General features: G+C 72.2%; 10 protein-coding genes. 4 read left to right on the forward strand and 6 right to left on the reverse strand.

The features are described from left to right. Window positions 1-49 precede the first annotated feature (49 nt). The 3 genes from LX83_RS04615 to LX83_RS38315 all read right to left on the reverse strand — a co-directional run bounded on the left by LX83_RS04615 (window position 50) and on the right by LX83_RS38315 (window position 5,996). Complete coding sequence (locus tag LX83_RS04615; RefSeq protein ID WP_253767387.1) at window positions 50-2,416, reverse strand: glycoside hydrolase family 65 protein; 2,367 nt, start codon at window positions 2,414-2,416, stop codon at window positions 50-52. Further along, on the reverse strand, window positions 2,413-3,153 hold the full coding sequence (locus LX83_RS04620) for a beta-phosphoglucomutase family hydrolase (RefSeq protein WP_253767389.1): 741 nt from the start codon (window positions 3,151-3,153) through the stop codon (window positions 2,413-2,415). Before LX83_RS04620 ends, LX83_RS04615 begins: the two co-directional genes overlap by 4 nt. 92 nt (window positions 3,154-3,245) lie before the next feature. Next, entirely contained in the window at window positions 3,246-5,996 is a 2,751-nt protein-coding gene (locus tag LX83_RS38315; protein WP_308203910.1) for an AAA family ATPase, read from the reverse strand. A gap of 111 nt (window positions 5,997-6,107) precedes the next feature. Between LX83_RS38315 and LX83_RS04630 the strand changes: the two genes are divergently transcribed. The 4 genes from LX83_RS04630 (at window position 6,108) to LX83_RS04645 (ending at window position 9,507) form a co-directional block, all read left to right on the forward strand. Then, window positions 6,108-6,764: a class I SAM-dependent methyltransferase gene (locus tag LX83_RS04630; protein WP_253767393.1), complete on the forward strand. Its 657-nt coding sequence runs from the start codon at window positions 6,108-6,110 to the stop codon at window positions 6,762-6,764. Further along, window positions 6,757-7,431, forward strand: a complete 675-nt coding sequence (locus tag LX83_RS04635; protein WP_253767395.1) for a DedA family protein — start codon at window positions 6,757-6,759, stop codon at window positions 7,429-7,431. The genes LX83_RS04630 and LX83_RS04635 overlap by 8 nt, the downstream gene beginning before the upstream one ends. 344 nt (window positions 7,432-7,775) lie before the next feature. After that, window positions 7,776-8,873 carry a sensor histidine kinase gene (locus LX83_RS04640; protein ID WP_253767397.1) on the forward strand — a complete coding sequence of 366 codons (1,098 nt, stop codon included), beginning with the start codon at window positions 7,776-7,778 and terminating at the stop codon, window positions 8,871-8,873. Further along, window positions 8,863-9,507 (forward strand): response regulator, encoded by a 645-nt coding sequence (locus LX83_RS04645; protein WP_253767399.1) that lies wholly within the window; start codon window positions 8,863-8,865, stop codon window positions 9,505-9,507. Before LX83_RS04640 ends, LX83_RS04645 begins: the two co-directional genes overlap by 11 nt. Window positions 9,508-9,659: 152 nt before the next feature. Here LX83_RS04645 and LX83_RS04650 read toward each other — a convergent pair whose 3' ends face one another. From LX83_RS04650 to LX83_RS04660, 3 genes are read right to left on the reverse strand one after another with little or no spacing between them, the layout of a single operon-like run. Beyond that, a complete protein-coding gene (locus LX83_RS04650; RefSeq protein ID WP_253767401.1) occupies window positions 9,660-10,787 on the reverse strand; it encodes a beta-ketoacyl synthase N-terminal-like domain-containing protein in 1,128 nt (375 codons plus the stop codon). Then, entirely contained in the window at window positions 10,784-12,007 is a 1,224-nt protein-coding gene (locus LX83_RS04655; RefSeq protein WP_253767403.1) for a beta-ketoacyl-[acyl-carrier-protein] synthase family protein, read from the reverse strand. The genes LX83_RS04650 and LX83_RS04655 overlap by 4 nt, the downstream gene beginning before the upstream one ends. After that, window positions 12,000-12,278, reverse strand: a complete 279-nt coding sequence (locus LX83_RS04660; protein WP_253767405.1) for an acyl carrier protein — start codon at window positions 12,276-12,278, stop codon at window positions 12,000-12,002. The genes LX83_RS04655 and LX83_RS04660 overlap by 8 nt, the downstream gene beginning before the upstream one ends. Between the last annotated feature and the right edge of the window lie 275 nt (window positions 12,279-12,553).

Here is a 12,553-nt window from a genome sequence, read left to right on the forward strand (position 1 = left end):
GGTCCGAACTGGACTGTCCACAGTGGATCTGTTCGCTGTGGACCTCTTGCTATTCCTGGGTGCGGCGGCGGCGTCGGCGCAGGGGTTCCCGGCCGATGGGTTGCTGTGGGTCGGTCAGCGCGTGCGGGGGTGGTGGGATGGGGCGGACCAGTGGCTGGTGGGGGAAGATCACGCCCGGGGTGCCGTGGTGCAGGATGCGCAGTGGTCGGGAGTCGGACACGGTGTAGCGGGCGTCGGCCTGGCCGATGTCCACGTAGAGCCGTTGGTTCTGCAGGTAGATGCTGAAGGACAGCTTGCGCAGGCCGGCGGGCAGTCGGGGGGCGAAGCTGAGCACGCCGCGGTAGTGGCGCATCCCGCCGAGCCCGGCGACCAGGGCGAGCCAGCTGCCGGCCAGTGAGGCGATGTGCAGGCCGTCGCGGGTGTTGTTCTCCAGGTCCTTCAGGTCCATCAGGGCGGCTTCGGTGAGGTAGTCGTAGGCCAGTTCGGTGTGGCCGACCTCGGCGGCGACCACGGCCTGGGTGCAGGCCGACAGGGACGAGTCGCGCACGGTCAGCCGCTCGTAGTAGGCGAAGTTGCGGGCCTTCTGGGCGGCGGTGAAGGCGTCGCCGCGCAGGTGCATGGCCAGCACCAGGTCGGCCTGCTTGACCACCTGCTTGCGGTACAGGTCGAAGTAGGGGAAGTGCAGCAGCAGCGGGTACTGGTCGGGGGAGGTGGCGGCGAAGTCCCACTCCTGGTGCCGGGTGAAGCCCTCGGCTTGGGGGTGGATGCCGAGCAGGTCGTCGAAGGGGATGGTCATCGCTCGGGCGGCGTCCCGCCAGCGGGCGCTCTCCTCGGCGTTGACGCCCAGTTCCCGTGCCCGGTCCGGGTGCTTCTCCACCAGGGCCGCGGCCGCGTCGAGGTTCTGCTGGGCCATCAGGTTGGTGTAGACGTTGTTGTCCACCACCGCGCTGTACTCGTCCGGGCCGGTGACGCCGTCGATGCGGAACCGGCCCTGGGCGTCGTGGTGGCCCAGGGAGCACCACAGCCGGGCGGTTTCCACGAGCAGTTCCATGCCGACGCCGGCCTCGAAGTCGGTGTCGCCGGTGGCGGCCACGTAGCGGATGACCGCGTCGGCGATGTCGGCGTTGATGTGGAAGGCGGCGGTGCCGGCCGGCCAGTAGCTGGAGCACTCCTCGCCGTGGATGGTGCGCCAGGGGAAGGCGACGCCGTGCAGGCCGAGCTGGCGGGCCCGGGCGGCGGCCTTGGGCATGGTGCTGTGCCGCCAGCGCAGGGCGTGGGCCGCGGCCGAGGGCACGGTGTAGGACAGCACCGGCAGCACGAAGGTCTCGGTGTCCCAGAAGCAGTGCCCGTCGTAGCCGGGGCCGGTGAGGCCCTTGGCGGGGATGGCGCGCTGTTCGGCGCGCGCGCCCGCCTGCAGCACGTGGAACAGGCTGAACCGGACGGCCTGCTGGATCTTGGTGTCGCCGTCGACCTCGACGTCGGCTCGGCTCCAGAAGTCGCTGAGGTAGTCCCGCTGTTCGGCGCACAGCCCGTGCCAGCCGGTGTGGTTGGCCGCGGTCAGGGCAGCCTGCACCTGGTCGCGCAGGGCGGGCAGGGAGCGTTCGCCGGACCAGCCGTAGGCCACGAACTTGATCAGCCGCAGTCGTTGTCCCGGGTGCAGCACGGTGGTGACGGTGACCCGGCCGAGGTTGGGGAAGCTCTCCGAGGTGGTGCGGGTGCCTTCCGGGCCCTCCACGGTGTGGTCCATGGCCGCGGCCACCCGCAGGCCGCTGCGCTGGGTCTGGTGCACCAGGTCGGCGGTGGCCGCGTAGGCGCCGTGGGCCTCCGGGATCAGGGGGTCCTTCAGCGCGGCGGCCACCCGGGGGTCGCCGTTGGGGTCGGGCAGTTGCTCGTTGGCGACGAGTTCGGACTGCACGACGATGCGGGCGGGGTCGTCCACGGCCTCGACCTCGTAGCAGATCGCGGCGACGGCCCGCTGGGACAGCGACACCAGTCGGGTGCTGGTCAGCCGGATGGCCTGGCCGGCGGGGGAGACCCATTCCGCCTTGCGGAGCAGCAGTCCGGTGCGGAAGTCCAGTTCTCGTTCGTGGGCGCGGAGTTGGCCGTAGCGCGGGTCGAACGGCTCGTCGTCGACCAGCAGGCGGATCAGTTTGCCGTTGGTGACGTTGATGACGGTCTGTCCGGACTCGGGGTATCCGTAGCCGGCTTCGGCGTAGGGCAGCGGGCGCAGTTCGTAGACGCCGTTGAGGTAGCTGCCGGGCAGGGCGTGCGGCTCGCCCTCGTCGAGGTTGCCCCGCCAGCCGATGTGGCCGTTGGACAGCGCGAACAGGGATTCGGCCTGGGCCAGCAGGTCCAGTTGCAGGTTGCACTCCCGCAGGCACCAGGGTTCGACGGTGAAGGCGGATTGTTCGATCATGGTGCGAGCAGTTCGGCGAGGTCGGTCACGACGAGGTCGGCGCCGTGCTGGCGCAGTGCTTCGGCCTGGCCCACGCGGTCGACGCCGACGACGCAGCCGAAGCCGCCGGCGCGTCCGGCGGCCACTCCGGCGAGGGCGTCCTCGAAGACCGCGGCGTCGGCCGGGGCCACGCCGAGTCTGCTGGCCGCGGCCAGGAAGGTGTCCGGGGCGGGTTTGCCGGTGAGGTGTTCCCGCGCGGCCACCACGCCGTCGACGCGCACGTCGAACAGGTCGGCGATGCCGGCGGCGGCGAGCACGTCCGCGCAGTTGGCGCTGGCGGAGACCACGGCGGTGGCCAGGCCGGCGTCGGTGACGGCGTGCAGGAACCGCACCGACCCGGGGTAGGCGCGCACCCCGTCCTGGTGGATGCGGCGCAGCACGATGGCGTTCTTGCGGTTGCTCAGCCCCTGGATGGTCTCGGCCTCGGGCGGGTCGTCGGCGGCGCCGTCGGGCAGGGTGATGCCTCGGGCCTGGAGGAAGGCGCGGGTGCCGTCGGCGCGGGGGCGGCCGTCCACGTAGCGGTCGTAGTCGGCGACCGGGTCGAACGGGACGAAGGGTTCGCCGGTGCGCTCGGCGCGGTCGCGCAGGTACTCGTCGAACATCTCCTTCCAGGCGGCAGCGTGCACTGTCGCCGTCGCGGTGAGCACCCCATCGAGGTCGAACAGGCAGGCGGTCACTCGGTCAGGGAGATCGAACACGCGAACCAGCCTAGGGGCGCGGACGGCGTTCCGCCTTTCGTGCGAGCGGTGACCGGGCGAGGGGCGGCGGTCGCGGGTGGGCCGGTGGGTGGTCAGTGCGGCACGGCTGGTGGGTCGCCCAGGTCGAGGTCGCGCAGTTGCGACCGGGCGGAGATGCCGAGCTTGGGGAACAGGTTGTACAGGTGGTAGCCGACGGTGCGGGGGCTCAGGGACAGCCGCTGGCCGATCTCGCGGTTGCTCAGTCCGCTGGCGGCCAGTTCGGCCACCTGGAACTCCTGGGCGGTGAGCTGGCCGGAGCGGGCTGGCTGGCCGGGGCCGCGCCGGGGGGAGCCGCCGCAGGCGCGCAGTTGCGCGGTGGCCCGGTCGGTCCAGGGGGTGGCGCCGAGGCTGGTGAACACGTCGACGGCCAGCCGCAGCCGGGGGCGGGCCTGGCCGCGCTGCCGGTTGCGGCGCAGCCACTCGCCGTGCGACAGGGCGGTCCTGGCCAGGTCGAACAGCCGGTCCTGGCTGTGCTCGGCGCTGGTGGCGGCATGGAAGTGCGGTTCGGCGGCGGTGTCGTCGAGCAGGGCGTGGCAGCGGTGCAGGTGGGCCTTGGCCCACGGCAGGTTGGCCTGGGTGGCCCACGGGGTGAAGGCGGCCAGTGCGGCGTGCGCCTGGGTGGGGTGGCCGCCGCGCACGGCGGCTTCGACCAGGTCGGGGGTGGCCAGTCGGGCGATCATCTCGTGCGCGTACGGCGAGCCGGGCGTGCCGAGTGCGCTCAGGTGTTCCACGGCCTGCTGGGTGTCGCCGGTGGTGAGCGCGGCCAGGCCGAGGGCCCAGGTGGCGTTGGCGGAGGCGGCGCGGTTGTGGCCGGGCAGTGCCACGGCCAGGGCCTGCTCGGCGTGCCGCTGGCAGCCGGCGCGGTCGCCGCGCACCGCGGCGAAGTGCGCGAGCAGCGCGAGGAAGTCGGCCAGTCGGGTCTGCTGGCCGGTGGCCCTGGCCAGGGCCGCGCCCTCGGCGGCGTGCTGTTCGCCCGCACGCCACAGGCCGAGGTGGTACTCGATGTCGGCGAGCCAGGACAGCAGCATGGCCAGCACGCCCGGCATGCCCGAGGAGCGCAGCCGTTCGTAGGCGGCCAGGGCGAACGCTCTGGCCTGGCGCTGGTGCGGGCCCAGCCAGCTGATCGCGGTGACCCACATCCACCGGCGGGAGTCCTGGTCGCTGAGGGTGTCGGGGAGCAGTTGGTAGAGGTCCCAGGGGCCGGTGCCCACGGCGGTCAGGGTGCCCCTGGCCACCTCGACCAGCCAGTGCCCCAGGCGGCGGTGCGCGTGGTCGCAGTCCAGTTCGGTGATGCGCAGTCCGGCGCGCACGGCGTCCTCGACGCGGTCGGCGTGGTAGGCGGCGTCGGCGGCCACCAGCAGCAGGGACACCGCTTCGGCGGGTGTCGCGGTGGCGATCAGGTCGGCGCCGTGGACCAGCCGGGCGTAGGCGGCGGCGGGGTCGCCGCCGCTCAGCTCGATCAGGCCGCGCAGTCGGGCGATGCGCACCGTGGTCACCGGGTCGGCCGGGGTGGTGTCGGCCTGGTCGACCAGGGATGTGGCCAGTTCGGTCTGGCCGGAGCGCCAGGCCGCGCTCGCCGCGGCCACCAGCCGGGCGGCGCGGCCGTGCGGCGTGGTGCTGATCCGGGCGGCGAGTTCGAGCACGGCCGCGCACGCGGCGCTGCCGCCGCGGCGCTCGGTGGCCTCGGCGGTGTGCTCCAGGGCGGCGGCCAGGTCCTCGTCGGGGGTGAGCGCGGCCAGTGCCCGGTGCCAGACGGCGCGGTCGGGGTGGCCGTCGTGCGCGAGCTGGTCGGCCAGGGCGTGGTGGGCGGCGGCGCGGGCCCGGAAGGAGGCGGCCTGGTAGACGGCGGCGCGCATCAGCGGGTGGCGGAACCGCAGGTGGGTGTGGTCGATCTCGATGAGGTGGGCGTGTTCGGCGGGGTCGAGGGCGTCGCGGGACAGGCCCAGCCGGGCGGCGGCGCCGAGCACGGTGTCGCCGCTGCCGGTCTCCTCGGCGGCGATCAGCAGCAGCAGGTCCTGGCTCGCGGTGGGCAGCCGGTCCACCCGGCGCAGGTAGGCCTGGCGCAGCCGGGATCCCACCGGCACCGGGCCGCCGAGCAGTGCGCGGCTGACGATGTGGTCGGGATCGGGGCTGCGGCCCAGTTCGGTGAGGGCCAGCGGGTTGCCTGCGGTCTGCTCGACCACGGCGTGCAGCACCTGGTCGGGCGGGAACCAGCCCAGCTCGCCCAGCAGGCCGCGGGCCTCCTGGGCGGTCAGCCCGGCCAGCGGCAGCTGCGGCAGGTCGGTGAGGTCCAGGTGGTGGTGTTCGTGGTCGCGCACGGCCAGCAGGACGGCGATGGGTTCGGTGCTCATCCGGCGGGCGGCGAACAGCAGGGCGGCGGCCGATGCCGGGTCCAGCCAGTGCGCGTCGTCCACGACCAGCAGCAGCGGCGTGAGCGTGCTGACGCGGACCAGCAGGCTGTGCACGGCCGCGGCCACGACGAGTTCGGAGGCGGGGGCGTCGGCCAGGGCCAGTGCGCCGCGCAGTGCGGTGGCCTGGGGCTCGGGCAGGTGGTCGAGGTGTCCCAGCACCGGGGTGAGCAGCTGGTGCAGGCCGCTGAAGGCGAGTTTCACCTCGGCCTGGACTCCGGTGCTGGTCAGCACACGCATGCCGGTGGCGTGACCGGTCGCGTACCTTAGCAACGTGCTTTTGCCAACACCCGCCTCGCCGTGCACCACCAGCACGGCACTGCCGCCGGACCGTGCGCTGGCCAGCAGGTTTGTCACCGCCTGGCGTTCTGGGCCGCGCCCATGGATCACGGTCACACCGTACCCAGTCGTTTTGACAGATGACGGAGGTTGGAGAAACCGACAGACTCACGGGGCTGTCCGCCCAGCTGTTGTGGGTCGGGAGCGTGTCGTCTGGGGAGGCCAACCGTGCAGGTGACCGACAGGAAAGCGGGCCAGTCAACCGATACCGGGTTGTTCTTCCGGGAGTTCATCCGCTCTCCCATCCGCACCGCCGCGGTGGCGCCGAGTTCTCGGTTTCTGGCCGAGCAGATCACCGTGCCGGTGGCCGAGCGCGGTGATCCGGTCGTGGTGGAGTTGGGGCCGGGCACCGGGGCGTTCACCAAGGAGATCCAGCGGCGGCTGCGGGGCAGGGGCAGGCACCTGGCCATCGAGTTGAACCCGAGGCTGGCCGACCTGCTCGGGAAGCGCTACCCCGAGGTGGACGTGGTGTGCGGGGACGCGAGCACGTTGCCGGACGTGTTGGCCGAGCGCGGCCTGCGGGCCGATGTCGTGGTCAGCGGCCTGCCGTGGGTGGCGTTTCCCACGACCGCGGCGCGTCCGCTGCTGACGCTGGTCGCCCAGTCGCTGGCCGAGGGCGGGGTGTTCACGCAGTTCACCTACGGGTGGACGCGGTGGACCACGCCGGCGCGGCGGCAGTTGCAGAACCTGCGCGACACCTTCGAGGAGGTGGTGGTCAGCCGGACGGTGTGGCGCAACATCCCGCCGGCCGTGGTCTACCTGGCCCGCCGGCCGCGGGTGGCCGGCGCCGGGGGTGCGCCGCGCGAGGCGGGCCCGGGTGCCTGAGGCCGGTTTTCTCGTCGGGCTGCCCGCACCGGTCGTGTTGGGCCTGATCGGTCTGCTGTTGATGGCCGAGTCCGGGCTGTTGATCGGTGTGGTGCTGCCCGGCGCGAGCACGGTGCTGACCCTGGGGTTGTTCGCCAGGCTCGGGGTGGTGCCGCTGTTCGCGGCCGTGGTCACCGCCGTGCTGGCCACCACGATCGGCAGCCATGCCGGGTTCGTGCGTGGCCAGCGGCGGGGCCAGTCCGGCCGAGGGGGGTGGGTGGACCGGCTGGTGGAGCGCCGCCTGGGGCCGGATCGTCAGGAGCGGCTGTTGTCCCTGCTGCGGCGGCGCGCGCGGGTGGCGGTGGCCGTCGGCCAGTGCCTCGGGGTGGTGCGCACCCTGGTGCCGCGTCTTGCCGGCCGGGCGGGCGTGCCCTACCCGCGGTTCGCGCTGTGCAACGTGCCGGCGGCGGTGCTGTGGGGCGGTGGGCTGGTGGTGCTGGGCTACCTGGCCGGTGCCGCCTACCAGCAGGTCGAGGACGTGGTCGGGCTGTTGGGGTTGCCGCTGCTGGTGGTGGTGGCCGTGGCCGTGCTCGCCTGGCGGCTGGTGCGTCGGCGTCGGCGGTCGGGTGGACAACCGGTGCGGCCGATGTCGCCGGATGCCGCACCGGAGAGCGTCGAAGTGGGCTAGTGTGCAGCGGGTAATGGGGGACAGCGCACAGTTGGATGACATCCACGTTAATTGTGTTCGTTGCTGTTGTGCGCGCCGCGCGCCAGCAAAATATGAATAGGATTCAAATCAAAAGCAGGACACGCTCTCCGATATCCAGTGGGGTCTGGTCGGTGCGATTGTTGCTTGCTGCACGACCAGGCTGGCCGGTACACTTGCGTCGCAAACTATGTTATCGATCCAGTATCGGGCGGATCGTTTCCCAATACAACTCATCGTGGCGGCGTCACATGTTCACCTACCTGGTCGGGGGCTGCTGGTAAAAGGTTTTTAACTTAATCACTGGGGGAAAAGTGGTTACTTGCGTGACCGCGCTGGAGAGGACTGACGGCCAGTCGTCCTTATCCGGTGCGCGGCGTCTGTACCTGTTCCAGGAGCAGGTGCTGCGGAGATACGAGTCCTCCCTGCACGAGTTGGGCAGCCCCGTGCTGGCCGTGGCCGAGCTGAAGGAGGAGATCGACCGGCAGGCCGGTTTCGTCATCGCCGACTGCCTGGACAGCATTCACCGCGGCACGATCGTCATCAACAGCGAGAACATCGGCAGCGTCGTGAACCTGGGCGTCAAGGGGGCCGCCTGGGGAATCCGCTTCAGCGACGTGCTGGTCGCCGCGGCCGAGCTGACCACCGTGCTGGCCGAGCTGCTGGTCACCGTGGTCAGCGAGCACTCCGACGCGTCCCGCGCGCTGCGCCTGGGGCTGCGGGCGATCAACCAGAGCATGTCCGCGCGCATGCGGGTGCTGGCCGACCGGCACGAGTCGGAGCAGCAGGACAGGCTCAGGCGGCTGCGCGGCGACGACCTGCGCCGCCTGTCCCGGGACATCCACGACTGGCTGGGCAGCAGCGTCAGCCTGGCCACCCGCCAGCTGGACCTGTACCAGGTCTACCGGGAGCGGGGCATGCCCGAGGCCGAGGACCGGATCGTCCAGGCGCAGCGGGCGCTCGGCGACGCGCTGGCCGGCACCCGCCAGCTCGTGGCCGACCTGCGGTTGTACAGCCGGCTGCCCAGCCTGGGCGACGCGCTGTGGGAGTTCGTCCGGTCGGTGCGATCCACCGGGACCAGGGTCGAACTCCGGATCGACGGCGACGAGACCATGGTGCCGCACGAACACCGCACCGAGCTGTTCGTGGTGGTCCGGGAGTGCCTGCGCAACGTGTTCCGGCACGCCAGGGCCAGCCGGGTCGGCGTGCTGGTGGACATCTCCGCCGAGCGCGTGCGCGCGGTCGTCGAGGACGACGGGGCCGGGTTCGACCTGGCCAGCGCCGTCCAGGGGCACGGCCTGACGTCGATGCGGGAGCGGATCAGCGAGTCGCTCGGCGGCGAGCTGCGCATCACCAGCCGTCCCCGGGAGGGCACCCGCGTGGAGCTGTCGGTCCGGCTGCCGGGGAGGGCTGATGGCAGCTGAGGACGTGGTCGGCATCCTCATCGCCGACGACCACACCCTGCTGCGCGAGAGCCTGCGCGATGTCCTGCTCACCGAGGACGACTTCCGGATCGTCGGGGAGGCCGGCGACGGCGAGTCGCTGACCGCGCTGGCCGCCCGGTCCCGGCCGGACGTGGTGCTGATGGACATCGACATGCCGCGCAGCCAGCCCGCCGAGACCGTGCGCCGGATCCAGCAGGTCTCGCCGGACACCAAGGTGCTGATCCTGAGCATGTACGACGATCCGCAGCTGGTGCAGCAGATGCTGCGCAGCGGGATCTCCGGATACCTGCACAAGAGCATCAGCCGCCAGGACCTGGTGGCCGCGATCCGCAGCGCGCGCAACGGCGGGCAGCGACTGGTGATCTCGGTGTCGCGCGAGACGCTCACCCAGGTCAACACCATCCGGCCCGGCCTGTTGTCCGTGCGGGAACAGGAGGTGCTCAGCCTGGTCGCCACCGCGATGAGCAACCGGCAGATCGCGGTGCGGCTGTCCATCACCGAGGGAACCGTCAAGCGCCACCTGCGCAACATCTTCGGCAAGCTCGGCGCGGTGTCCCGCATCGACGCGGTCAACAAGGCCGTGTCCGCGTCGCTGATCCCCGGGCGCTACTGAGTCGCCAACGCGGTGGACGCGGCCGGCGGGTGGTGTCACGCGCACCACCCACCGGCCGCGCCGGCCGAGCGGCCAGCGACTCGACCCGGACATCTGTGTCGGTAGTGGACTGTCCACAGTGACCGTCCCTTGTGCTCGTGGTGAGCACCGGCTCAGTCCGGCCGGCCGCCGCGGCCCTCGCGCACCACCAGCGCGCCGACGTTGCCGTCCAGCCCCACCGACGTCACCAGCGCGGTGCGCGGGCGCGGGGCCGGGACGCGCTGCCAGTGCGCCAGCAGCGCGGCCAGCTGCATGGCGCCACTGGCGCTGTAGCACTCGCCCACCACGTCGTGCACGCTGACCTGGGCGGGCAGCGCGCCGAGCACCGCGCGCAGGGCCCGCTGCTCCACCCGGTTGAGCGCGCTGTAGCTGGTGGCCCCCAGTGAGACCGCGTCGACCTGTTCGGGCGCCACCCCGCTGCGGTCCAGGGCGCGCCGCACGCTCAGCGCCAGCCCCTCGGTGCGGCCGGGTCGGCGGGTGGCCCCGTAGAACCCGACCTCGCAGGCGAGCACCTCGGCGAGCACCGGCCGGTCGGCGGCCAGGCCGGCGGCGTCCTCCACCACGAACACCGCGCAGCCCTCACCCAGCGCGGTCCCGGGGGTGAGCGCGCCGGCCCGGTGCCACGCCCACGCGTACTGCGGGCTCAGCTCCTCGATGCCGCCGACCACCAGGCGGGCGGCGTTGCCCTGGCTGATCGCCACCCGGGCGTAGCGCATGGCGAACAGGCTGGAGAGCTGACCGCCGGCCAGGGTGGCGTTCACCCCGCGCAGCGAGTTCCAGATGGCCAGCTGACCGGCGCAGCTGTTCATCACGGTGTTCGGGAACTGCGAGGGGTTGACCTGGTAGGGCCGCTCCTGCACCAGGGTGTCCCTGGACACCGCGCTGGCACTGCGGATGCTGCCGGTGCTGGTGCCCAGGGCCACCCCGGTGGCGTCCCGCTCCTCGGCGGTGAGTTCGGCGCCGGCCTGCTCCAGGGCCAGCTTGGTGGCGATCAGGCCCAGCGCGGTCATCCGGTCCAGGTTCTTGGTGCCCTTGCGGCCCAGGTGGTCGGCCAGCCGGAACTCGGGCACCGCCCGCAGCGGGCCGGGCGGGAAGTCGGCGGCGTCGTCACCGGCCGGCTCGGCGTTGCCGGGCACGGCGGCGTGCAGCAGGTGCCCGAGCCGGTCCAGGCCCAGCCCGGCCGGGGAGACCACGCCGCACCCGGTGACGGCCAGGGGCCGCACAGCGACCGCGGTGCTCATGCCACCCTCCCCAGGATCGTGATGGCGTTGTTGCCACCGAAGGCGAAACCGTGGTTCTGCACGACCGACAGGTGCGCTGGTCGGGAACTGCCCGGCACGCAGTCCACGCCCGGCCCCAGCCGCTGGTCCACCCGCGCCACGTTCGCGGTGGGCGGCAGGAACCCGTCCTGCAGGGCCTTGCAGCAGATCAGCGCGCCGAACCCGCTGGCGGCGCCCATGGTGTGGCCGATCATCGACTTGATCGAGCTGATCGGCGGCAGCCGGTCGCCGAACACCTCGCGCACCGCGCGGACCTCGGTGGCGTCGTTGGTCGGGGTGCCCGTGCCGTGCGCGCAGATGTAGTCGATCTGCTCCGGGCCGACCCCGGCCGAGCGGTGCGCCCGCCGGATGCACGCGGCGATGCTGGTCGAGTCGGGGTTGACCATGTGCCTGGCGTCGCAGTTGACGCCGTAGCCGAGCAGTTCGGCGTAGATGCGCGCGCCGCGGGCGAGCGCGTGCTCCAGCGGTTCCAGCAGCAGGGCCACGCCGCCCTCGCCGGTGAGGATGCCGGAGCGGTTGGCGTCGAAGGGCCGACAGGTGTGCTCGGCCAGGGCCCCGAGCTGGAAGAACCCCGCGTGGGTCGCGCGGTTCACCGCGTCCGCGCCACCGGCCAGCATGATGTCGGCCTCACCGGTGCGCACCAGGTCGTAGGCGTAGCCCAGGGCGAAGTTGCTGGCCGAGCAGGCCGTGGGCACGGTCTGCGCGTCGCCGGTCAGCCCCAGTTCGCTGTTGACCGCGTTGGCGATCTGGCTGGCCGGCGCCTGCGCCACGATGTGCGGGTCGATGCTCTTCAGACCTTGGTGCACCCACTGCTCGGTGAGCTGCTGGAGCACCGTGGACTCGCCGCCGGTGGTGCCCATGATCGACCCGGCGCGGGAGCGGGCGAGCAGCTCGGGGTCCAGGTCCGCGTCCACCACCGCCTGCCGCGCGGCCGCGGCACCCAGCAGGCTGCTGCGCCCCCACTGGTCGGGGCTGAGGTTCTCCAGCAGGGCGTCGGGGTCGAAGTCGCGCACCTCGCCCGCCATCACGTGCGGGAACCCGCTGGTGTCGAAGCTGGTGATCGGCCCGGTGCCGGTCGTGCCCGCGCGGATGGCGGCGGCGAACGCGTCGGCACCGATACCGACACTGCTCACCGCCCCCAGTCCGGTGACGACGACACGGCGCAGCGTGTCGTCAGGCACCCCGGGACTCCCCGGTCGCGTACTGCCCGACCACCGCGAACACCTGTTCCAGCGTGGCCATCTCGGTGAGCTGGTCGCGGGGGACCGCCACGCCGAGTTCCTTCTCGATGCGGGCGATGACCGTGATCAGCGACAGCGAGTCGGCGTCGTAGTCGTCCACGAAGTGGCCGGTGTCGCTGAGTTCGTCCTGGTCGAGTTCCAGCTCCTCGGCGACGATCTCGCGGATCTTGTCCTGCAGGGCACTGGGAGTGCCGGTGACCCCTTGCGTCATCTTCGCGTTCCCCTCTGGCTGTTTCCCGTCAACCGGTGCGCTCGGCACCGCCGCGTTGGCGAGAACGGAATTGCGGCGACCGGCGGTGTGTTCGCGCCGATCTCGTGCCGATGACAGTAGGGACCGCCGGACGCGATTAGCAACGAATTGACACCTAAGGCGCACCGCGGGCTACGAAAGTGGTACTCCTGATTGTCCGCGGACCTGTTCCCATTGTTCGCCGCGGTGCGGGTCACCCCGCTTCCGGCGGGTTTTCCGGTCGGTTTTGATCGCCG

The sequence above is a fragment of the Goodfellowiella coeruleoviolacea genome (assembly GCF_024171785.1).
Classification (GTDB): domain Bacteria; phylum Actinomycetota; class Actinomycetes; order Mycobacteriales; family Pseudonocardiaceae; genus Goodfellowiella; species Goodfellowiella coeruleoviolacea.